At 71.3% G+C, this 21449-nt stretch carries 16 protein-coding genes; 10 read left to right on the top strand and 6 right to left on the bottom strand.

All coding sequences use genetic code 11. The features are described 5' to 3' along the window. Positions 1-83 precede the first annotated feature (83 nt). Positions 84-962 carry an oxygen-dependent coproporphyrinogen oxidase gene (gene hemF, locus ACTIGN_RS25895; protein ID WP_439629311.1) on the bottom strand — a complete coding sequence of 293 codons (879 nt, stop codon included), beginning with the start codon at positions 960-962 and terminating at the stop codon, positions 84-86. A gap of 125 nt (positions 963-1087) precedes the next feature. Here hemF and ACTIGN_RS25890 point away from each other — a divergent pair, with 125 nt between their 5' ends. The 4 genes from ACTIGN_RS25890 to ACTIGN_RS25875 all read left to right on the top strand — a co-directional run bounded on the left by ACTIGN_RS25890 (position 1088) and on the right by ACTIGN_RS25875 (position 6997). Continuing rightward, positions 1088-2779, top strand: coding sequence for a hypothetical protein (locus ACTIGN_RS25890; protein WP_439629309.1), 1692 nt, complete (start codon positions 1088-1090; stop codon positions 2777-2779). Positions 2780-2802: 23 nt separating this feature from the next. Next, positions 2803-4497, top strand: coding sequence for a hypothetical protein (locus ACTIGN_RS25885; protein WP_439629307.1), 1695 nt, complete (start codon positions 2803-2805; stop codon positions 4495-4497). Between the two features lie 169 nt (positions 4498-4666). Then, complete coding sequence (locus tag ACTIGN_RS25880) at positions 4667-5401, top strand: 3-keto-disaccharide hydrolase (RefSeq protein ID WP_439629305.1); 735 nt, start codon at positions 4667-4669, stop codon at positions 5399-5401. A gap of 138 nt (positions 5402-5539) precedes the next feature. Next, on the top strand, positions 5540-6997 hold the full coding sequence (locus ACTIGN_RS25875) for an MATE family efflux transporter (protein ID WP_439629303.1): 1458 nt from the start codon (positions 5540-5542) through the stop codon (positions 6995-6997). A 452-nt stretch (positions 6998-7449) separates the two neighbouring features. Here the strand turns inward: ACTIGN_RS25875 and ACTIGN_RS25870 are convergent, their stop codons facing one another. Then, a complete protein-coding gene (locus ACTIGN_RS25870; protein ID WP_439629301.1) occupies positions 7450-8301 on the bottom strand; it encodes a tetratricopeptide repeat protein in 852 nt (283 codons plus the stop codon). A 252-nt stretch (positions 8302-8553) separates the two neighbouring features. Here ACTIGN_RS25870 and ACTIGN_RS25865 point away from each other — a divergent pair, with 252 nt between their 5' ends. Further along, a complete protein-coding gene (locus ACTIGN_RS25865) occupies positions 8554-9492 on the top strand; it encodes an FKBP-type peptidyl-prolyl cis-trans isomerase (protein WP_439629299.1) in 939 nt (312 codons plus the stop codon). A gap of 319 nt (positions 9493-9811) precedes the next feature. On the opposite strand, the gene ACTIGN_RS25860 is transcribed toward ACTIGN_RS25865, so the two are convergent. After that, entirely contained in the window at positions 9812-10897 is a 1086-nt protein-coding gene (locus tag ACTIGN_RS25860; RefSeq protein WP_439629297.1) for a sugar kinase, read from the bottom strand. 405 nt (positions 10898-11302) lie between these two features. Continuing rightward, positions 11303-13477: a protein kinase domain-containing protein gene (locus ACTIGN_RS25855; protein ID WP_439629295.1), complete on the bottom strand. Its 2175-nt coding sequence runs from the start codon at positions 13475-13477 to the stop codon at positions 11303-11305. A 117-nt stretch (positions 13478-13594) separates the two neighbouring features. Here ACTIGN_RS25855 and gnd point away from each other — a divergent pair, with 117 nt between their 5' ends. Then, positions 13595-15067, top strand: coding sequence for a decarboxylating NADP(+)-dependent phosphogluconate dehydrogenase (gnd, locus tag ACTIGN_RS25850; protein ID WP_439629357.1), 1473 nt, complete (start codon positions 13595-13597; stop codon positions 15065-15067). 12 nt (positions 15068-15079) lie between these two features. Here gnd and ACTIGN_RS25845 read toward each other — a convergent pair whose 3' ends face one another. Together ACTIGN_RS25845 and ACTIGN_RS25840 are read right to left on the bottom strand one after the other, a co-directional pair. Beyond that, entirely contained in the window at positions 15080-15547 is a 468-nt protein-coding gene (locus ACTIGN_RS25845) for a hypothetical protein (RefSeq protein WP_439629293.1), read from the bottom strand. Continuing rightward, positions 15544-16380, bottom strand: coding sequence for a hypothetical protein (locus ACTIGN_RS25840; protein WP_439629291.1), 837 nt, complete (start codon positions 16378-16380; stop codon positions 15544-15546). The genes ACTIGN_RS25845 and ACTIGN_RS25840 overlap by 4 nt, the downstream gene beginning before the upstream one ends. Positions 16381-16466: 86 nt before the next feature. On the opposite strand from ACTIGN_RS25840, the gene ACTIGN_RS25835 reads away from it, so the two are divergent. The 4 genes from ACTIGN_RS25835 (at position 16467) to ACTIGN_RS25820 (ending at position 21340) form a co-directional block, all read left to right on the top strand. Beyond that, on the top strand, positions 16467-17183 hold the full coding sequence (locus ACTIGN_RS25835) for a DUF6882 domain-containing protein (protein ID WP_439629289.1): 717 nt from the start codon (positions 16467-16469) through the stop codon (positions 17181-17183). 37 nt (positions 17184-17220) lie between these two features. After that, positions 17221-18171, top strand: a complete 951-nt coding sequence (locus ACTIGN_RS25830; RefSeq protein ID WP_439629287.1) for a DUF6882 domain-containing protein — start codon at positions 17221-17223, stop codon at positions 18169-18171. Continuing rightward, a complete protein-coding gene (locus tag ACTIGN_RS25825) occupies positions 18171-18527 on the top strand; it encodes a YidH family protein (RefSeq protein WP_439629285.1) in 357 nt (118 codons plus the stop codon). Before ACTIGN_RS25830 ends, ACTIGN_RS25825 begins: the two co-directional genes overlap by 1 nt. A gap of 164 nt (positions 18528-18691) precedes the next feature. Next, positions 18692-21340 carry an AMP-binding protein gene (locus ACTIGN_RS25820; protein WP_439629283.1) on the top strand — a complete coding sequence of 883 codons (2649 nt, stop codon included), beginning with the start codon at positions 18692-18694 and terminating at the stop codon, positions 21338-21340. Positions 21341-21449 lie beyond the last annotated feature (109 nt).

The following is a 21449-nucleotide window of genomic DNA, read 5'->3' as shown; positions in this document are numbered from 1 at the left end:
GGACCAGACACGAACCAAATACCGGGGTGAGTCGTGACGTGCGCGCCCAGGGTACTCCGGTTGCCCCGCGAGCGCCCCGCACCTCACATGCCCGCCCAGTCCTTCGGCTTCAGCCAGTAGTCGGTGAGTTCGGCCTCGGGGGTGCCGGCCGGCGGGCGGTAGTCGTACAGGTAGCGGACCACCGGCGGGAGGCTCATCAGGATGCTCTCGGTGCGGCCGTCGGTCTTCAGACCGAAGATCGTGCCGCGGTCGTACACGAGGTTGAACTCGACGTACCGGCCCCGCCGCACCTCCTGGAAGAACCGCTGCTCCGGGGTCCACGGGAGCGCCTTGCGGCGGTCCACGATCGGGACGTACGACTCGACGAACGCCTCGGCGGCCTCGCGCACGAAGCCGAACGTCGCCTCCGATGCGTCGGCGTAGTCGAAGAAGATGCCGCCCACGCCGCGGGCCTCGCCGCGGTGCTTCAGGTGGAAGTAGTCGTCGCAGTCCCGCTTCATCTTGGCGTGGTCCGCGACCGGAGCGTGCGCGTCGCACACGCGCTTCCAGACTTTGTGGAAGTGGACCACGTCGTCCTTGAACGGGTAGTACGGCGTGAGGTCCGCGCCGCCGCCGAACCACGCCTTCGAGCCGTGCGTGAGGAACCGGAAGTTCGCGTGGACGGTCGGGACGAGCGGGCTCCGCGGGTGGATCACCAGCGACACGCCCGCGGCGGTGAACGCGAGCCCGTCCCCGGGCATTTGCTTGGCGAACTCGGGGCTGAACTCGCCGTGGACCTCGGAGAAGTTCACCCCGCCCTTCTCGATCACGCCGCCCTCGGCGATCACCCGCGACCGCCCGCCGCCGCCCCCGGGCCGCTCCCACACGTCCTGCCGAAATTTCCCGGAAGCATCCGCGGCTTCGAGCGTATTACAGATGCGGTCCTGCAGGCCCTTGAAGAAGTCCACGGCGCGGTCGTGCATCGGAGTCCCCCTGGCGGGCGCGTTCGCCAGGGGCGTTGTACCCGCCCGCGGGGTGTTTGCAACCGCCCGGCCGCCCCCGTATCCTTGGGGGGGCCACGTCCCGCTCCGTTCGGAGGAAGCCCGCCATGCGCCCCGGACCCCTCGCCCTCGTGCTGGCGCTGCTCGCGCCCGCCGCGGGCCTCGCCGCCGACCCGCCGCTGCCGCCGCTCACGTTCCAGACCGCGCCGCCGGGCCAGTTGTTCGACGCGCTCCGCACCGCAGGCGACCACGTCGGCGGCGAGGCGGGTGTGAAGGCGGTCACCAGGGGGCTCAAGGAGCTGTTCGGCGCAAAGGGGGTCGAGGGGATCGACCTGACCCGGCCGGTCCTCGGGTACGCCTACGGGGGCGCGGCGGTGGAGGACTTCACGCTCGTCGCCGTCCTGCCGGTCGTCGGCGAGAAGGAGTTTCTCGCGCTGTGCGACCGGCTCAATGCGGTCAAGGCGCGGGCCGACGAGAAGGACCAGGGGCTGTACCACCTGCCGCCGGCCGTGCGGGGGAACAAGGCGCTGCTGCGGTTCTCCGAGCGGTACGCGTACGTCGTGTACGGCAAGAAGCCCGAGCCGCACGCCGCGGCCGCAGCGCTGGTGCCGGTCGCGAGGCTGTACGACCCGGCCGACCGGGCGCTGGTCACCGGCCGGGTCCACTTCGACCGCGACCCGTACGCCGCCGCGGTCGCGAGCTGGGTCGGGGCGCGGCTCGTCGGCGACGTGTTCCGGGACGGCGGCCGCATGTTCTGGATCCCCGGCACCCGCGCGGTGGGCGCGTCGCTGGCGACCGGGTTCGAGAAGACGATGTTCCGGTTCCTCCTCACCGGCGGGGCAGAGACGTTCACCGCCCGGGTCGCGTCGCTCGACCCGCAGACCGGCGAGCTGGTGTTCGACGCGACGCTGACCCCGAAGGCCGGCACGCAACTGGCAAAGGACGTCGCCGCGTTCCGGCCGGCCCCGCACCGCTTCGCGGCGCTGCTCGACCACCCGGACACGGCCGCCGCGTTCCAGGGCCGGTTGCCGCTGTACACGTCGGAGATGCGCGGGGAAGTCGTCGGCATCTTGGGGGAGGCCCGGAAGGAGGTCGCCCGCGGCGACCCGCTCGGGAGGCCCACGTGGGACGAGCTGCTCAAGGCACTGGTCCGCACCACCAAGGGCGACGAGTTGGACGTGGCCGCGGCGCTCCGCGGCCCGGACAAGGCCGGCGCGTTCACCGCCGTCGCCGCGGTGGCGCTCGACGACACCGCCGCGCTGGAGAAGGAGGCCAGTGCGTTCTTCGATAAGATCGCGGCCGCCGACGTCAAGGAACTGGTGAAGTGGGACGCCGACAGGGCCGGCAAGGTCTCGATCCACACGCTCCGGATGAGCCACAACGAGCTCCGCACAATGGCCAACGTGTTCGGCGGGGAGAAGGCGACCGTGGCGTTCGCGTTCGCCCCGCACGGGGTCGTGGCGGTCGCCGGCCCGGACCCGGTGCCGGTGCTGAAAGACGTGCTGGCGCTGAAGCCGGTCGCCGCGCCGGTGGCGTCGGCCGTGGGGAACGCGGCCCGGGTCGTGAAGGCGATGGAGGCGGCCGCCACGCGGGGCCGCGAGGCGAACGAACTCGCCGGGATCCTGGGCCGCGACGACACGACGCTCCGGGCGTTCGCCCTCACGCTCGACGGCGGCAAGGAACTGAAGGCGACCGCGGCCGTGAACCTGCGGCTGATCCCACGGGCGGTGCTCGACCGCGACATCCGCCGCGCCAACCGGGACACGGACGCTCCGTTCCCGCCCCCCCTCCCGAAGTAGTCCACCCCAACAGGAGGTCCGCAATGCGCTCCCGCTTCCTTCACGCCCTGGCGGCCGTGCTCGCCCTCGGTGGCGCGGCGACGGCCGAGCCGCCCAAGCCGGCCGTCGTGATCCAGACCCAGCCAATGTCCCGCGTCCTGGCCGACGTCCGGGAGGCACTCCGACAGGTCGGCGGTGCCGCCCAGGGCGAGGCGATGGCCAAGGACTTCGAGAAGGGCTTGAAAGAGAGTCTCGGCGAGAAGGGGTTCGACGGGCTCGACATCAACCGCCCGGCCGCGGCCTACGCGGTCCTGAGGGACAAGCCCGAGGACTGCGGGCTCGTGGTGGTACTCCCGGTCACCGCGGAGAAGGACTTCGTCGCGTTCCTCGAGCGGGTCCACATCAAGGCCGACGCGGTGGACGGCAAGAAGGGCGTGTACGAACTCGACCTGCCCAACGACGAGCTGTTCCCGAAGGGGTCGCACCTCCAGTTCGTGCCGGGCGGGTGGGCGTACCTGACGCTCAACGACGGCGACCCGACCGACCCCAAGGAGCTCGTCGCGATCGGCGACCTGCTCGACAACGCCGACACGGCGCTGGTCTCGGTCCGCGTGTACCCCGGCCGCCTGCCGCCGAAGCTCGTGGCCGCCGGGCTCGACGGGATCGACCAGGCCGCCGGCACGTTCAAGATGTTCCTCGGCGGCGCGCCGGGGGCCGACACGAAGGGGGTGCTGGCGCTGCTCGAGGAGGGGCCGAAGCTGGTCCGCCGGTACGCCGGGACCGCGATGAAGGAGGCCGAGGAGGTCCGCGTGTCGCTCGGGTTCGACCCCGCGGGCGGCGAGGGCGCACTGGAACTGGTCGTCGTCCCGAAGCCCGGCACCGCGCTCGCCAAGGATCTCGCCGCGGTCGCGCCGACCACGAACCGGTTCGCCGCACTCGTGACCAAGGACGCGGCCGCCGCGGTGCTGTTCAAGGCCCCGCTGTTCGCCAAGGAGCTCCGCGACATCGCCGGCGCGCAGTACGACGGGTTCGCAGAGGCCGTGAAGGACGCGCCGCTGCCCGAGAAGCTGCGGCCGGTGGTCGCGGAGGGGGTGAAGGGCGTCGCCCGCGCGTTCAAGGCCGGGAGCGGCGACTGCGCGGTGGTGCTCAACGGGCCGAACGCCGACGGCAAGTTCACCGTGGTCGCGGCGCTCGCGTTCGACGACCCCGCGGCCCTCGACAAGGCCCTCCGCGAGCTGGCGAAGGACGCGGACCTCGGCAAGGAGATCGAACTCGACGCGGCAAAGGCCGTCGGCGGGAGCGTTCACAAGGTGCCGCTGCACCGGCTCCTCCCCGACGGGGGCGGCGAGGGCCTCGCGAAGGTGTTCGGCGACAAGCCGGCCGGCGCGGTCGCGGTCGGGAAGGACGCGGTGATCGTGGCGTTCGGCCCCGGCGCGGTCGAGGCGGCGAAGGCGGCGCTGGAGGCGAAGCCGGCGGCCGCGCCGGCGCTCGACGTGACCGCGAACATGAGCAAGCTGCACAAGCTCGTCGCGCTCACCGACCCGATGGGCGGGGGGACGTTCGCGAAGTTCATGGGGACCGCGGACAAGCCGGTCCCCGCGCTGCGGGTGACGGTCGCGGGCGGCGAGAAGCTGACCGTGCGGGTGACCCTGGGCGCGCAAATCCTCCCGCGGGTGTTCCTGGTCGGCGAGAGCTCCACGACCACGTTCGAGAAGGTCGGCGAGGCCGTCAAGCCGTGACGCCCGGCGGGCGGGGGGCGTGAGCCCCCCGAGTTCTTCGTTCGCGCTTCACTCGGGGGGCTCACGCCCCCCGCTCGCTTCCGCCCGTCCTCCATACAATTCCCCCGCACCACACCCCGGCCGCCTTCCCGGGCGGCCCCCTGCCCATTCCCGGACCCGGAGCCCACACATGCGTTGCCTCTCCGTTGCTGCCGCCCTCGCGTGCTCGGTCGCGCTCGTCGCTGCCGCCGACACCGACCCGTGGAAGCTCGACGACAAGCTCAAGATCGCGAGGCCCGAGGACACCAAGGACGCCGAGGGCACCAAGCCGCCCGAGGGGGCGGTCGTACTGTTCGACGGGAAGGACTTCTCGAAGTGGGTGAAGCGGGACGGGAAGAGCGAGGTGAAGCTGGCCATCAAGGACGGCGCTCTGGAGGGCGCGAAGGGCCACGGCGACATCATCACGAAGGACAAGTTCGGCGGCGCGTTCAAGCTGCACGTCGAGTTCCGCGTCCCCTACGAACCTGGCGGGGCCGGCCAGGGCCGTGGTAATAGTGGCGTGTACCTGCAGGGCCGGTACGAGGTGCAGGTGCTCGACAGCTACGGGCTCAAGAGCGGAAAGAACGACTGCGCCGCGATCTACAACGTCGCCGCCCCGAAGACGAACGAGTGCAAGGCCCCCACGGTCTGGCAGAGCTACGACATCGACTTCACCGCCCCGAAGTTCGAGAACGGGAAAAAGACCGAACCCGCCCGCATGACGGTGCATCATAACGGGGTGAAGGTCCACGAGAACGTCGAGATCCCCGTGGACAACACGACCGCCGGCCTCGGCGGCGACCCCGCGACCCCCGGCCCGATCCTGCTCCAGGACCACGGGCACCCGGTCCAGTACCGGAACATCTGGCTGCTGCCCGCGAAGTGACGGGCGGGCAGTGTGGACCAGGGGACAGAGCCCCAGAGGACAGACGGCAGAAGTCGAACGCGCCGCGTGTTCCCCTTGTGGCCGCTGCCGTCTGGGGCTCTGTCCCCTGATTTGAAGACCAGGAAGGGCGACAACCCGATGGCCGACCCGAACGCGACCTCTCCCGTGCTCCTGACGACGCCCGAGTCCGAGCCGGTCCCGACCGTTCCCGACGTCCCACTGCCCACCGCCGCCCCGGGGGGCTCCAAGGAACTCCTCAAGCTCGCGCTGCCGCTCGTCGTCAGCCAGAGCTTCATGACGGTGCAGGTGTTCGTGGACACCGTGCTCCTGTCGTGGCACGACCCGCTCGAAATGGCCGCGTCGTTCCCGGCCGTCATGTGGTACTGGCTGTTCTTCGGCGTCCTCCAGGTCACCGCCGGGTACACCTCGACGTTCGTCGCGCAGTACACCGGCGCGGGGCGGCCGGGGCGCGTCGGGCCGGCGGTGTGGCAGGGCATCCACTTCGCGGTCGTCGCCGGCGTGCTGTTCATGGCCGTCGCGCCGCTCGCCCCGTGGCTCATCTCGCTGGGCGACCACCCCGCCGGCATCCAGCCGCTCGAAGCGGTCTACCTCCGGTGCCTCGCGTTCGCGGCGCTGCCGATGCTCGTGATGTCGGCCGTGAACGGGTTCTTCTCGGGCCGCGGGCACACCTGGACGGTCCTCGGCATCGAGGCGTTCGGCACCGCGGTGAACGTCGCGCTCGCGTGCGTGCTCATCTTCGGCCGCTACGGGTTCCCCGAGATGGGGATCGAGGGTGCGGGCTGGGCGACGGTCGTCGGGTCGTGGGCCTCGGCGCTGCTCGCGGTCGGGCTCATGCTGCGGGGCCGCTACCGGGCCGAGTTCGGCACCGCGAGCGGGTGGAAGCCCGAGCGCGAGCTGTTCGGCCGGCTCATGAAGTACGGCGGGCCGGCCGGCGCGCAGGTGTTCCTCGACGTGCTCGTGTTCAACGTGTTCATCCAACTCGTCGGAAGGCTCGGCGACGCGGCCCTCGGCGCGACCACGCTCACCGTGCGGCTGAACATGATCGCGTTCCTGCCGATGATGGGGCTCGGGCAGGCGATCTGCATCCTCGTGGGCCAGCGGCTCGGCGAGAACCGGCCCGAGCTGGCGGAGCAGACCACCTACAACGGCCTGCGGTGGATGGTCGGGTACATGTGCGTCGTCGCGGCGGTGTACCTGGGCGTGCCGACGCTGCTGGTGTCGGTGTTCGAGGGGGACCGGGACCCGGAGACGTTCGCGGCGATCGCGGCCGTGGTGCCGACGCTCCTGATCTTCGTCGCCGTGTACTCGGTGGCCGACGCGGTGAACCTGTCGTTCGCGTTCGCGCTCCGCGGGGCCGGCGACACGAAGTTCGTCACGCTCCTGACGTTCGCGCTCGCGTGGCCGCTCATGGTCATCCCGACGGCGGTGACCGTGTGGCTCGGCGGCAGCGTGTACTGGTGCTGGGTGTTCGCCGCGGCGCACATCATCGGGATGAGCGTGTGCTTCTGGTTCCGGTTCCGCAGCGGGAAGTGGAAGTCGATGCGGGTGATCGAGGCCGCGCCGACGACGGCGTGAGGTTGGGATGGCCCGCTCCGTCGAGGTGCAGTGAGCGTTGGCGGCGGGGTTGAGGTGGTGCCCCTCACCCGCCGCTCGCAAAGCCGAGCGGCGACCTCTCCCCGTGGGAACGGGGCGAGGTGGGGCACTTGTGCCTCTCGACAGGGAGGCGGACAGGTGAGCCAGGAAGAAGCCCGGCGAGCCCCACCTCGCCCCCCGTCTGGGGGGAGAGGTCGCCGCGCTTCGCGGCGGGTGAGGGGGTGCCACGCGAACCCGTCACCGGCCGCGTTGGCCCGTCCGGAGCAGGGCTCACGCACGCCCCCTCACCCGCGACTCGCAGAGCCTCGTCGCGACCTCTCCCCCCGGACCGGGGGAGAGGTGGGGCCTCCTGCTCCTCTTTGTCGCTTCGCGGCGGGTGAGGGGAAGATACGCTGCGTGTTGACCCAGCACGATCCCAGCTCCACGGTGCGAGGTCACTTCTTCTCCTTCGACACCCGCAGGTGCGCGTCGGCCACGTCCCACATGTAGTGCCCGATCTTGTACTTCTCGACGGCCGCGGTCATGTGCTCCAGTGCCTTCTTCTCGTCGCCCTCGGCCTCGTAGTACAGCGCGACGTACAGGTTCGCGTAGAACCGGGCCTCCTTCAGAGCCTCGCCGCCGAGCTTGGCCTTCTCGGCCGCGTCGATCACGTCCTGCGGCTTGATCTTCCCGGCGTACAGTTCCAGCACCTGCTTCATCGGCACCCGGCTGTCCTCGCTGACCGGGATGAGGTCCTCGCGGGCCTTCTTCGGCGTGTTCGCGCGGGCGTTGCACAGGTAGTGCCACGCGGAGTTCTCGACGTCCTCGGGGTTCACCTTGCGGTGCAGGTCGAACTGCGCGACGCCGTCCTTGTACCGGCCCGCGTAGTACAGCGCGATGCCGCGGCGCCAGTGCTTGGGGGCGAACTCCGGGTTCGCCTCCAGGTACTTGTCGAAGTCCGCGACGGCCTCCTTGAACTTGCCCGACTTCAGCTCCGCGTCGCCGCGGCGGTCGTAGGCCGCGACCGCCTTCGGGTCGAGCGCAATCACCTGGGTGAACGCCTTGGCCGCGTCGCCGTTCTGCCGCAACTTCAGGTGCGCCGAGCCGAGAACGAAGAACGCCGCCGGGTTCTTCGCGTCGAGCGCGATCGCCTTCTTCGCGAGCGCCACCGCGTCGCCCGCGTTCTCGGCCTTGTACGCGGCCCCGGCCTCCTCGACGAGCTTCAGCGCCTTCTCGGCGTCGCCGTCCGCTGCGCGTGCGAACCCGGGCGATAGGGCAATCAGTGCGGCGAGAGCGAACACTCGCATGGGGAGTCCTCGTAGGAGTGGGTAGCTGAGTAGAGATCCCGTCGAGATCCGTGCCGGGCGGTTGGCGGGCCGCCACGGAGGGCGGCCCCTACAAGAGCCTTCGTCTTCGGTTTGTAGGGGCCGCCCTCCGTGGCGGCCCGCGTGAGGCGAACGATTTCTACCCGGCTCGGGATAAGGTGGTGATGATCGTACCCTGCGGCGGGCTCGTATAACACCCCGCACGTTTCACTCTTCCCGTTGCGGAGCCAGGACATGGCGCAGTCGAAGCCGAACACCCCGCCCCCGGGCGAGCCCGACCCGGCGCAGATCAAGAAGGTGCTCATCCCCGCGGTCGCCATCGGCGTCGTCATCGTGCTGGTCGCGGTCGTCACGAGCATGAGCAGCGGCAGCGGGCGGGACATGTCCGACGGCTCGAACGGCTCGGTCGACGACTCGGGGCTAAAGGAGGCGACGCCCGGGGTGAAGTACCGCGACGTGAAGGAGGGCGCGGGCGACGCCGTCGTGCCCGGGGCCAAGGTGAAGGTCCACTACACCGGGTGGCTGACCGACGGCACCGTGTTCGACACGAGCAAGGACAAGAAGAGCCCGGTCGAGTTCCCGCTCAACGGCGTGGTGAAGGGGTGGGGCGAGGGCATCCCCGGGATGAAGCCGGGCGGCGTCCGCAAGCTCGTGATCTCGCCCGAGAAGGGGTACGGCGACCGGGCGACCGGGAAGATCCCGGCCGGTAGCACGCTCATCTTCGAGGTCGAGCTGATCGAGGCGACCCCCGGCCCGCGGCCGCGCCGCGCCCCGGCCCCGACCGACCTGAGCAAGGCGTCCGACGGCACCTCGCCGATCGCCCCGGACCCCGGGCTCAAGCCGCTCGGCGCGGGCGGGCTCATGTACCGCGACGTGAAGGTCGGCGACGGCCCCGAGGCGCCGGCGGGTGCGGGCGTCGTGATGGACTACACGGGCTGGCTACTGAGCGACGGGTCGGTGTTCGATTCGAGCTGGAAGCAGGGCCGCGACCCGCTCGACATGTCGCTCGCGGACCTCATCAAGGGGTGGCAGCAGGGGGTGCCGGGGATGAAGGTGGGCGGCATCCGCAAGCTGGTGATCCCGGCCGATCTGGCCTACGGCGCGAAAAGCCAGCCCGGCATCCCGGCGAACAGCACGCTCGTGTTCGAGATCGAGCTGCTCGGGCTGAAGTAGTAGTGGTGGGCGGTGGGCGGTGGGCGGTTTGTAGCCGCAGATGCGGCGACCGACGGTAGCCAGGGGTGCGGCCCGCGTGCGGGCAAACCCCTGGTCCCCGGCGCGGTGCGGATCGTCCCGGGGTTCTGTCGCCCCTCCGGGGCTGCGATCTGCGTGTGCCTGGGACCAGGGGTTGCTCTCGAGGACTCGCTCCACCCCTGGCTACCGTCGGCCGCCGCTCCGCGGCTGACAAACCACTGCCCACTGCCCACTGCCCACTGCCCACTGCCCACTGCCCACTCCCCACTGCCCACTCCCCACTCCCCACTCCCCACTCGCGTCAGCGCTGCACCCGCGCGCCGCCGCCGGCCGCGAACGCCTCGACCTCGCCGAGGGTCGCCATCGTCGTGTCGCCGTGGTACGTCGTGAGCAGCGCGCCGTGGGCCCAGCCCAGGTTCAGCGCCTGCTGCGGGTCGCGGCCGGTGAGCAGGCCGTACACGCACCCCGACGCGAACCCGTCGCCGCCGCCGATCCGGTCGATCACGTCGAGCTGGCACGTCGGGCTCGTGTACCGCTGCCCGTCCTTCCACAGCACCGCGGCCCAGTCGTGCCGGTTCGTCGAGTGGACCTCGCGGAGCGTGGTCGCCACCATCTTCACGTTCGGGAACTCCTTCACGGTGTTCTCGATCATGCCGAAGAACACCTCGGAGTCGAGCTTCGAGTCGGTCTTCTTCGTGACCTCCGGCCCCTTGATCCCGAGCCCCTTCTGCATGTCCTCCTCGTTGCCCACGAGGCAGTCCACGTTGGCGACGATCTTTCGCATCACCTCGACGGCCTTCTTGTCGCCGCCGGCCGCCTTCCACAGCTTGGCCCGGAAGTTCAGGTCGAACGACACGACCGCGCCGGCCGCCTTCGCCGCCTGCATCCCCTCGATGATGAGTTCGGCCGTGGTGCCCGAGAGCGCCGCGAAGATGCCGCCCGAGTGGAACCACTTCACCCCCTGGGCGAAGATCGCCTTCCAGTCGAAGTCGCCGGGCTTGAGCATCGCGCCGGCCTCGTTCGAGCGGTTGTAGAACACGATCGGGGCGCGGACCCCGTGCCCGCGGTCGCTGTACACGGTGGCGATGTTCGGCCCCCGGACCCCGTCGTGCTCGAAGTGCTTGTAGAACGGGGTCACGCCCATCTCGCGGACCCGGCCCTGGATCAACTCGCCGATCGGGTAGTTGACCATCGCGGTCGCCACGGCGGTCTTCAGCCCGAAGCAGTCCGACAGGTTCGCGGCCACGTTGTACTCGCCGCCCGAGACGTGGACGTCGAAGCTGCGGGCCTTGCGGAACGGGACCGGGCCGGGGTCGAGGCGGTGGATCAGCGCCCCGAGGGAGAGGAAGTCGAACGCGCAGGCGTCGGTGCGGATGGACAGGGACACGGGAGGGTTCTCCGGGCAACGTGCAGCGGCCCGCCGTCACGCCGACGGCCGGGCACCGTGAAGTTGCTGTCGTTGTACGGAGAACCACCGCGGGTGGATGCTGGCGGAACGGGTCGCGTGATTGGGCCACGGTTCAGGTGGCCGCCCCTCACCCGCCGCTCGAAGACTCGCGGCGACCTCTCCCCGCAGAGCCGGGGCGAGGTGGGGCACCCGTGCCGCTCTGTAGCTCCGTGGTCGTGGGAGCGTGTCGTGGGACCGAGCGCCCCACCTCGCCCCCGGTCTCGGGGGAGAGGTCGCGACGAGGCTCTGCGAGTCGCGGGTGAGGGGGCGCGCCGATGTGAACCAGCCACCTTCGCACCGCTCCCCCGTGTCCGGGACGGCCGCATTATACCGCACCGGCCTGGGTCAGTCGCCGTGCGGGACGGTGTTCACCTCGCACCGCGGGAGCGCCGTGCAGAACGCCGCGACCGCGGCCGGCGACACCTTCGTCCCGGCGACCGACAGGTGCTCCAGCTTCTTGCACGCCCGGAGGGTCTTCAGCCCGGCGTCGGTCACCGACGTGCCGTCGAGGTGGAGCTGCTTCAGGTTCGGGATCTGGGCGACCGTTGCCATCCCCGCGTCGGTCACGGCGGTGTGGTGCAGGCCGAGGGCGAAGAGCTTCGGGAACCGCATCAGCTCGGGCAGGTCGGCGTCCGCGACCGTTGTCTTCCGCACGTAGAGTTGGTCGAGGGCGGGAAGATCGGGGAGCCCCTTCAACGCGCCGGGCTCCAGCGCCGCCGAGTCCAGGTCGAGCAGGTACAGGTGCCGGAGCGGGGCGAGGTGCTTCAACCCGTCCGCGGTGACACCGGCCCCGGGGCGGTCGTTCGAGTAGCCGCAGTAGAGTTGGTGCAGCCCCGTGGCCCCGGCAGCGGCGGCCAGCCACGCGTCGGTGATCGCGTGCCCGTGGACGCTGAGCGCTTCGAGGTGCGGGGCGGTGGCGACGGCGGCGACCCCCGTCGGAGTCAGCTTCGAGCCGGAGGCGTAGAACTCGCGGAGCGCCGGGTGCCGCGCGAACGCAGCCGCCCCGGCGTCCGTGACCCGCGGGCAGAACTTGATTGTCAGGTGCGCGAGGGCCGGAAGCCGGGCCAACTCGGCGAGCCCGGCGTCGGTCAGCCCCTTGCACGAATCGAACCGGGCGTCCTCCAGCCCCGAGAGCCCGCGGAGCGTGCCGCGGACCGCCTCGTCGGTCAGGTCAGTTTTGTAGGGCAGCGTGACGCGCGTGACACGGAGCTCGGCCGGGAGTTCGGCGGCCGACTGCGGCGTGAGCCGCGTCCCCCGCGCGTCGAGGACCTTGACCGTGCCGCCGCTGCGGAGCACCCACTCCGCGGCGCGGCGGTCGGCGCTCTCGGCCCTCGCGGGCGGCGACGGGTCGGGCGTCCGCGGTGGTGCGGCCGGGTGCGGCGCCGGTACCGGCTTCGGGCCGGGCCACAGCGCGAACCCCAGTGCGGTCGCGGCCCCGAGCACCGCGACCGCGAGGACCGCGACCCACGCCCACTTGCGCCGCGGCTTCGGGGCCGGGCGCGGGGCGGGCGGCGGGGCCAGGTCGACCGTCTGCATCAGCGCGGCGGTCAGCTCGGGCGACAGGAACGGGCCGAGCGCCGCGGCCAGGTCCTGGGCCGAGGCGAACCGGTCGTCCGGGGCCTTCGCCATCGCCTGCCGGCACACCGCGTCGAGCCCCGGCGGGACGCCCGGGGCGAGGGTGCTGGCGGGCGGCGGCGGTGCCGTCAGCACCCGCGCGATGACCTCGGCGACCGACCCGCCGGTGAACGGCAGCTTCCCCGTGAGCAGCTCGAACAGCATGACCCCGAGGGCGTACACGTCGCTCCGGGGGCCGACGGCGGCCGAGTCGCCCCGGGCCTGCTCGGGCGGCATGTACGACGGCGTGCCGGCCACGCCGGTGGTCGACTCCTTCGGGTCGTCGGGGTCGGTCACCCGGGCCAGGCCGAAGTCGCTGACGACGTACTCGCCGTGGTCCGGGTCGAACAGCACGTTCGCCGGCTTCAGGTCGCGGTGGACGACCCCGCGGTCGTGGGCCGCCTGCACCGCGAGCGCCAGCGACGCGACGATCCGGGCCGCCTCGTGCGTGGGGAACGGCCCGCCCCGCTCGGCGAGGATGTCGGCGAGGGTCTCGCCCGGGACGTACCCCATCACGATGAACGGGGTGCCGTCGGCCTCGCCGATCTCGAACACCGGGACGACGTGCGGGTGCCGGATCGTAGCGGCGGCGCGGGCCTCGGTCAGGAACCGGGCGCGGTCGCCCGGGGTGCGGAGCCGCTCGGCCCGCGGGAGCTTGATGGCGACCTCGCGGCGCAGGGTCGGGTCGAACGCGCGGTACACCCACCCGAACGCGCCGGCCCCGAGGCACGCCCGCACCTCGAACCGGCCGACCCGCTCGGGGAGCGGCCCCGCGGGCCGGGCCGGGGCGGTGTCGGCGGCGCGGCCCGTGGACCGGTACAGCGACGGGAGCCCGCTCGGGCCGGAGATCAGCCGGGTCTCGGTGGGCCCCGGCTCGGGGGCGTGTTCCGGCTGCTCGTCGGCCATTCGCACCTCGGGGGGGACCGTCAGAAGATTGTCTCAGTCCGTTCGGGCCGTGTCTACCCGCCCGGGGTTACTAGAATGCCGACGACCCGCGAACAGAACCACCCCAAGGGCACCCGCATGGCCACCGCCACCGCCGACATCGGCCTCATAGGCCTCGCCGTCATGGGCGAGAACCTCGTCCTCAACATGGAGTCGCACGGGTTCACCGTCGCCGTGTACAACCGGACCGCCGCCAAGGTGGACGAGTTCGTCAACGGACGGGGCAAGGGCAAGAAGTTCGTCGGGGCCAAGACCCCGCAGGAGTTCGTCGCCAGCATCAAGAAGCCCCGCAAGGTGATGATCCTGGTCAAGGCCGGGCAGGCCGTGGACGACACCATCGCCAGCGTGGTCCCGTACCTCGAGGCCGGCGACATCGTCATCGACGGGGGCAACACCCACTTCCCGGACACCACCCGGCGGATGAAGGCGCTCGCCGAGAAGGGGATCCGGTTCGTCGGCTCGGGCGTGAGCGGCGGCGAGGAGGGGGCGCTGAAGGGCCCGAGCATCATGCCCGGCGGCGACGCGACCGCGTGGCCCGAGATCAAGCCCATCTTCCAGGCGATCGCGGCCAAGGCCAAGGACCCCGCCGGCGGCGAGGTGCCGTGCTGCGACTGGGTCGGGCCCGAGGGCGCGGGCCACTTCGTCAAGATGGTCCACAACGGGATCGAGTACGGCGACATGCAGCTCATCTGCGAGTCGTACCAGCTCCTCAAGGACCTGCTCGGCCTCACCCCGGACGAGCTCCAGGGCGTGTTCACCCGGTGGAACAAGGGCGTCCTCGACAGCTACCTGATCGAGATCACCGCCGAGATCTTCGGGTACAAGGACCCCGAGAGCGGCAAGCCGCTGGTCGACTCGATCCTCGACACGGCCGGCCAGAAGGGCACCGGCAAGTGGACCGTGGACGCGGCGACCGACAACGGGAGCCCGCTGACGCTGGTCGCCGAGGCCGTGTTCAGCCGGTGCCTGTCGGCGCTGAAGGACGAGCGGGTCGCGGCCAGCGCGGTGCTCGCCGGGCCGACCCTCACGAAGCTCACGGACCGCGAGCAGTTCATCAACGACGTGGAGATGGCGCTCTACGCGAGCAAGATCATCTCGTACGCCCAGGGGTACGCCCTGATGCGGGCGCACGCGAAGGCGCACAAGTGGGAGCTGAACAACGGGGGCATCGCGCTCATGTGGCGGGGCGGGTGCATCATCCGCAGCGCGTTCCTGGGGAAGATCAAGGAGGCGTTCGACAAGGACCCGGCCCTGGTGAACCTGGTGGTGGACCCGTTCTTCGCGAACGAGCTGGGCCGGGCGCAGGCCGGGTGGCGGCGGGTCGTGGCGACGGCGGCCCTCAACGGGGTGCCGCTCCCGGCGATCGCCAGCGCGCTGTCGTACTACGACGGGTACCGCTCGGGCCGGCTCCCGGCGAACCTGCTCCAGGCCCAGCGGGACTACTTCGGGGCCCACACGTACGAGCGGCTCGACAAGCCCCGGGGCCAGTTCTTCCACACCAACTGGACCGGCCGCGGCGGCACCACCTCCAGCAGCACGTACAACGTGTGACGCGCCCGAGCGCTAGTCCGGGTTGAGCGGGCCGCCACGCGCGCCGCTCAACCCGGCCGCCATCCGCAGCTTGGCGACCTGTTCGCCGAGGGTCCGCTCCTGTTCCACCGCCTTGCGCAACTCGTTCGTCAACCGCAGGGCGTGGTGCAGGTGGATCTCGATCTCCCGCATCCGCAGGTTCACTTCGTCCTTGCCGGTAGCGTCGAGCGCGGAGTGCTCGGCCAGAAACGTGCCGCTCGACATGACCTTGGTCAGCGGCCTGCGGAGCAGTTCGCCCCGATCGATCAGCCACGCCGCCCGCCGGACGGTGTCCTCGTGGTGCAGGTTGTACAGCGCGTCGAGCAGGTCCGCGTTGAGGGCCGCGAGCTTGTCGGCGTACTCCTTGAGGAGCGCACACACCGACCGCGCCAGGGCCTCGGCGGCCCGGACCTTTTCCTCGTGACTGTACCCGTCCACCGCCTCGACTTCGGTCGCGTTCATCGTGTCTCCTCCCACTCGCGGAGCGAGTCCAACAGTTCAAACAGCCGGCGGACCGACTCGACCTGGTGTCTGTGGTCGTACCCTTCCGTGTTCTTGCGGAGCACCTCGCCCCGCCCGGTGGCGAAGTTGCAGATCACCAGGGACGCGGCGGTGAGCTCGTGCCGGAACTGAGACGCGCCCTTGACCCGCCCGGCCGCGGCCACGGCGTCCGCGTACCCGCCGCTGGTGTAGAACGCTCTCGCGGCTTTCGCGTCCCCGGTCCACAGGTCTTCTTTCGTGACGACGGTCGCGAGCCAGATCTTGGAGGGGCAGGTCGCTACAAGGTTCCCGACGCGGACGGCGACCGCGAGTTCGTCCGTCCGGCACGCCGCCAGGTACGCGGACAGGAACTCGTCTTTTGTCGCCGAAAACAGTGCGTGCTCCTTGTACCCGCGGTCGGCGAGCGTGTGGTACCCGTAGGCGGTGACCAGGACCACCCCGCGGTACGCCCCGGCGGCGAGTGCCCGCTCGACATCGCCCCAGGTCGAGTCCCTCCGGACGGCCTGGCCCGGTGGAACGACGACCCGGACGTTCGGATCGTCCTTGAGGGCGTACTCTTCGACCCCGAAGCTCTCCCCGTACCGCCACGGGTCATCAACGAGCCAATCGAACTCCCCGGACAGTAGCCGCGCCAGCGTGGTCTTCCCCACGCCGCCGGGGCCGATGATCAAAATGTCGCGACCGGGCGCGGACCGGAACCAGTCCCGGACCCGTGCCACCGCGTCCAAAATCTCGGCCCGGTTGGCCCACGCCCACCGGAGTCCGCCGAGCCAGCCCGATCCCCCGTCGGCCATGACCGTTCCCCCCTCCTTCCCGTATTATCCTCGGTGGGGTGCCGCGGTGTCTACACCGCACCCGCCCGAGTACCGGGGCCGCACCGATGGACGCGCAACTGGTCGCCCTCTACCACCGACACGTCGCGGCCGCGTACGACCGCCAGTTGCGGCTCGGCGACTTCCTCGAGCGCGAGGCCGGCGGGGCCGCGTGGCACTACCAGGCGTCCACCGCCGCCCTGTCGTTCGGGCCGGCCGTCAAGTTCCAGGCCCACGACCTCGGCGCGCACGCCGCCGCCGGCAACACCTGGCGGTGGAGCTGGCACGGCACCCAGGCCACGTTCTCGGCCGCGGCCCGCGACCTCCAGGGGGCCGTCGTGCGGCTCGGGGAGCGGCTCCGCGTCGCGGCGCTCTCGGCCCCCGGGGCGTTCGAGGTCGGCCCGGTGCTCGGCGACGAGCTCGCCCCCATCGCGGCCCACGTGTTCGGCCTGGTCGCCAGCGGCGAGCTCGGGTACCAGGGGTACTACACGATGCCGTACCAGAGCGGCCGGTACACCGTCCTGCTCCGCGACGACCGGCTCCGGGCCGAGGAGCCGAACCCGGTCGCCCGCGTCGCCGCGATCTTCCCGCAGGTGCTCACCGGGTTCCCGATCCTCGACCACCGCGCCGCCCTGCTCGGGTACCTCGCGTACTACGGCGTCGCCCCGACCACCGACGGCCCCGCCGTGGTGGCGGCCGGGAGCGGCACCGAGGCGCTCCGGGCCGAGTTCGACGACCTCAACCGCATGACCAACCTGACCGGGACGGTCCAGGGCCACGGGTGACGGACCGCACGCCTCGCACGCCTCCCCGGGGACCGCGATGGACGACCAACTTGTTGCACTGTTCAACCGCCACGTCGGCACCGCGTTCGACCGGCAACTGCGGTTCGGCGCGTTCCTCGACCGGAGGGGCGGGGGCGACGAGTGGGAGTACGACCACGAGGCCGCGACGCTGTCGTTCGGCAAGCTCAAGTTCGAGGCCCCGCTCGTCGGGTCGCACGCCCACAACAACCACTCGTGGCTCTGGGCGTGGTCGAACAAGCACATCAAGCTGACGCTCACGAACCGCGCCCTGGGCGACGCGGTCCGGGCGACGTGGCACCACCTCAACATCCACGGGCTCGGGGCCGCCGGGTTCGCGCTGGGGCCGGTGCTCGGCGACGTGCTCACCGAGTCGGCGGTCCACATCTTCGGCGTGGTCCTGAGCCGCGAGCTGGGGTACGACGCCTACTACGTCACCCCCTACGAGGGCGGCGAGGGGCTGGTGCTGATCCGCGACGAGCGGCTGAAGTTCACCGAGAAGCACCCGCTCGTCCGCGTCGCCACGATGTTCCCGCTGCTGCCCCGCGGGATGCCCGTGCCGGACCACCGGGCCGCACTCACCGCCTACGCCCGCGACTACGGGCTCACCGCGACCGAGCAGGACGGAACGCTGAAGATCACGGACGGCGGCAAGGACGTGCTGACGGCGACGTTCGACGGCATGGGCCGCGTGGCGTCGCTCGACGGGATCGCGCTCCCCGAGCCGGAACCCGAGCCGGAGCCGCCCGCGAAGCCCGTGAAGAAGAAGGCACCGGCCAAAAAGAAGTCGGCGGCGAAGAAGATGCCGGCCGCGAAGAAGGCGAAGACCGCGGCGAAGCCGATGCCGGCCGCGAAGAAGCCCGCCCGCCCCGCGGCGAAGAAGGCGACGAAACCGGCACCGGCCAAGAAGCCCGCGGCGAAGGCCGCGGCCGCGAAGAAGCCCGTCAAGAAGCCGGCGGGGAAGAAGTGATGCCCGAGGGCGACCCGCGGGTGTTCTTCGCCGCCGAGCGCACGCTTCTGGCCTGGGTCCGCACCGGGCTCGGGCTGGTCGGCATGGGGTTCGTGGTCGCCCGGTTCGGCCTGTTCGTTCGCATCGTCCGCCCGGACGCCGCCCACCACGAGCACCCGTGGACCGGCGGCATCGGCATCGCCCTCGCGCTCCTCGGCGCGGTGGCGTCGCTGTCGGCGACGTGGCAGCACCACCAGTTCTGCCGCACCCTGCCGCCCGCCGACCTGCCCCGCACCTACCGGCTCACCCCCGGCCTGCTCCTGGGGTTCGGCGTCGCGGTCGCCGGCCTCGTCCTCGCGGCCGTGCTGGTGGGGTGAGCCGAATGTGGAGTGCGGAACACGTCGAATGCGGAGTGCGGAACACGTCGAATGCGGAGTGCGGAACGCGGAGTGCGGAATAGAAAACAGGGGCGGCGGGCGCGGACCACGTTGTCGTCTGGATTCCGAATTCCGCACTCCGCGATCCGAATTCGGAGACGGTCATGCTCGTGAACGCCTTGATGTGGCCCGTGCGGTGGGCCATGTGGGCGCTGTTCCGCGTCCTCCTCGCGCAGCGGTACTGGCTCACCCTCAAGGGCAAGGACGAGGTGCTGAAGCGCCCCGGCCCGTACCTCATTCTGCCGAACCACCCGGCGCTCGTGGAGGCGCTGCTCCTCTACGTCCGCCTGTGGTCCACGTTCCGGATGCGGCCGCTGCTCCTCGAAACGAACTTCAGCAACCCGGTCATGGCCCCGTTCGGGTTCATCATGCGGGCGATCCGCATGCCCGAGATCGCGCGGGCCAGCGCCCGCGAGAAGGACCGGGCCGGGGCAGCCGTCGCGGAAGTCGTGGCGACGCTCCGGCGCGGCGAGAGCGTGATCCTGTGGCCGAGCGGGAAGCTCTCGCGGGACGGCTCGGAGCGGCTCGGCGGGGCGCGCACGGCCGCCGACGTGCTCGCCGCGGTGCCGGGCGTCACGGTCGTGCTGGTCCGCACCCGCGGGCTGTGGGGGAGCCGGTTCAGCTTCGCCGACCGCGAGCCGTTCGTGATGCACGGGCTGTTCACCGGGCTGGCGCTGTGGGCGAGCAACCTGTTCCTGTTCGCCCCGCGGCGGCGCGTGACGACGACCCTCGAAGCGTTCACCCCCGACCAGCGCCCGGAGCCGACGCGGGAGGCCGTGAACAGGTGGCTCGAAGCGTGGTACAACGCCGACGTGCCCCGCGAGACGCCGACGTTCGTGCCCCACCACTTCCTCTTCGGCCCGCGGACCCACGAGTTCCCGCCGCCCCCGGCCCCCAAGGAGTTCGACCTCGCGAGGGTGAAGCCCGAGACGAAGGCGGCCGTCGCCGAGTTCGTCGCGGCGAAGACCAAGCGGCCGCTCGCCGACGCCGAGAACCGCGCCGAGACGACCCTCGGCCAGCTCGGCCTGGACAGCCTCGACGCGATGGACGTGACCCTGAGCGTCGAGCAGCGGTTCGGGTTCAGCAGCGACGCGGTGCCGAAGACGCTTGGCGAACTGTGGGCGCTCGCCGAGGGGCTCCAGGAGAAGGCCCCGCCGCGCCCGGCCCCCCCGGGCTGGTTCGACCGGTCGCCCGGCGAGCCGCGGCTGAGCATTCTCGGCGAGACGGTCGCCGAGGCGTTCCTGAACCGCGCGCTCCTGAGCCCGAAGCAGGTGATCGTCGCCGACGACCTCGCCGGCGGCGTGACCTACGAGAAGCTGGTCGTCGGGGCCGCGGTGATGGCCGCCCGGTTCCGCGCGCTGCCGGCCGCGAACGTCGGGCTGATGCTGCCGGCGGCGGTGGCGTGCGACCTCGCGTTCCTCGGACTGCACCTCGCGGGGAAGGTGCCGGTGGTGCTGAACTGGACGACCGGCCCGGCGAACCTCGCCCACGCGGTGCGGGTCGCCGGGCTCACGCACGTCGTCACGTCGAAGGCGTTCGTGGACCGCGTTCAACCGCAGGTGCCGGGAGCCGAGTTCCTGTTCCTCGAAGACCTGCGCGCCGGCGTCGGCACGTTCGAGAAGTTGCGGCGGTTGCTCGGCGTGCGGTGGTTCGGCGGGCTCGTCCGCAAGAGCCTGCTGAGCGGCCTGTCGCACGACCCGAATGCGCCGGCGGTGGTGCTGTTCACGTCCGGGAGCGAGAAGGCCCCGAAAGCGGTGCCGCTGACGCACGCCAATATTATCGCCGACCAGCGCGGGTGCATCGACGCGCTGAACATCGGCCGCGACAACTCCGCGATCGGGTTCCTCCCGATGTTCCACAGCTTCGGCCTCACGGTGACGGGGCTGTTGCCGCTGTTCGTCGGCGTGCGGATCGTCCACCACCCGGACCCGACCGACGCCGGCGCGCTGGTCCGCAAAATCGCCGCGTACAAGCCGACGCTCCTCGCCGGCACGCCGACGTTCCTCGGGTTCATCCTGGAGCGCGCCAAGCCCGGCGACCTCGAATCGCTGCGGGTCATCATCGTCGGGGCCGAGAAGTGCCCCCCGTACGTCTTCGAGAAGACGAAGGAACTGGCCCCGCGGGCGGAGGTGCTTGAGGGGTACGGCATCACCGAGTGCTCGCCGGTCGTGTCTGTGAACCGCCCCGGCCGCGCCCGCCCCGGCACCATTGGCGAGCCGCTGCCGAACGTTGAGGTGCTGGTCACCGACCTGGAGACGAAGGAGCCGGTGCCGCAGGGGACGATGGGGATGCTGCACGTCGCCGGGCCGACGGTGTTCCCGGGCTACCTCGGGACCGACGCGCCGGACCCGTTCGCGGAGATCGGCGGGAAGAAGTGGTACGTCACCGGCGACCTGGCGGCGCTCGACGAGGCCGGGGCGATCGTGTTCCACGGGCGGCTGAAGCGGTTTCTGAAGGCCGGCGGGGAGATGGTCTCGCTGCCGGCGCTGGAGGAGCCGTTCGCGAAGAAGTACCCGCCGACCGACGCCGGCCCGCGGGTCGCCGTCGAGGGGGTGGAGACCGACCACGGCCGCCGCATCGTGCTATTCACGACCGAGGACGTCTCACTGGCCGACGCGAACGCCGTGCTCCAGGCCGAGGGGTTCCGCGGCGTGATGCGGCTCGACGACGTCAAGAAGCTTGAGGCGATCCCCGTGCTCGGCACCGGCAAGACCGACTACAAGGTGCTCCGCGGCATGATTGAGGCGAAGTGACGGTGGGGTGTCATTGACGGTGCGATCCCGGTCGGTGGCCCGCGTTCGCGGCACCCCCTCACCCGCGACTCGAAGACTCGTCGCGACCTCTCCCCGCAGAGCCGGGGCG

This window comes from Gemmata sp. (genome assembly GCF_051859125.1).
In the GTDB taxonomy this organism is placed as follows: Bacteria; Planctomycetota; Planctomycetia; order Gemmatales; family Gemmataceae; genus Gemmata.
The sequence above is the reverse complement of the archived record's forward strand: the minus strand, read 5'-3'. Positions and strand labels throughout refer to the sequence as shown.

Excerpts from the sequence above, each read along its gene's own strand:
- ACTIGN_RS25830 (WP_439629287.1), top strand. The coding sequence starts at position 17,221 with ATGGACGACCAACTTGTTGCACTGTTCAACCGCCACGTCGGCACCGCG.
- ACTIGN_RS25845 (WP_439629293.1), bottom strand. The coding sequence starts at position 15,547 with ATGAACGCGACCGAAGTCGAGGCGGTGGACGGGTACAGTCACGAGGAA.
- ACTIGN_RS25865 (WP_439629299.1), top strand. The coding sequence starts at position 8,554 with ATGGCGCAGTCGAAGCCGAACACCCCGCCCCCGGGCGAGCCCGACCCG.
- gnd (WP_439629357.1), top strand. The coding sequence starts at position 13,595 with ATGGCCACCGCCACCGCCGACATCGGCCTCATAGGCCTCGCCGTCATG.
- hemF (WP_439629311.1), bottom strand. The coding sequence starts at position 962 with ATGCACGACCGCGCCGTGGACTTCTTCAAGGGCCTGCAGGACCGCATC.
- ACTIGN_RS25840 (WP_439629291.1), bottom strand. The coding sequence starts at position 16,380 with ATGGCCGACGGGGGATCGGGCTGGCTCGGCGGACTCCGGTGGGCGTGG.
- ACTIGN_RS25855 (WP_439629295.1), bottom strand. The coding sequence starts at position 13,477 with ATGGCCGACGAGCAGCCGGAACACGCCCCCGAGCCGGGGCCCACCGAG.
- ACTIGN_RS25880 (WP_439629305.1), top strand. The coding sequence starts at position 4,667 with ATGCGTTGCCTCTCCGTTGCTGCCGCCCTCGCGTGCTCGGTCGCGCTC.
- ACTIGN_RS25820 (WP_439629283.1), top strand. The coding sequence starts at position 18,692 with ATGCTCGTGAACGCCTTGATGTGGCCCGTGCGGTGGGCCATGTGGGCG.
- ACTIGN_RS25890 (WP_439629309.1), top strand. The coding sequence starts at position 1,088 with ATGCGCCCCGGACCCCTCGCCCTCGTGCTGGCGCTGCTCGCGCCCGCC.
- ACTIGN_RS25885 (WP_439629307.1), top strand. The coding sequence starts at position 2,803 with ATGCGCTCCCGCTTCCTTCACGCCCTGGCGGCCGTGCTCGCCCTCGGT.
- ACTIGN_RS25825 (WP_439629285.1), top strand. The coding sequence starts at position 18,171 with ATGCCCGAGGGCGACCCGCGGGTGTTCTTCGCCGCCGAGCGCACGCTT.
- ACTIGN_RS25835 (WP_439629289.1), top strand. The coding sequence starts at position 16,467 with ATGGACGCGCAACTGGTCGCCCTCTACCACCGACACGTCGCGGCCGCG.
- ACTIGN_RS25875 (WP_439629303.1), top strand. The coding sequence starts at position 5,540 with ATGGCCGACCCGAACGCGACCTCTCCCGTGCTCCTGACGACGCCCGAG.
- ACTIGN_RS25870 (WP_439629301.1), bottom strand. The coding sequence starts at position 8,301 with ATGCGAGTGTTCGCTCTCGCCGCACTGATTGCCCTATCGCCCGGGTTC.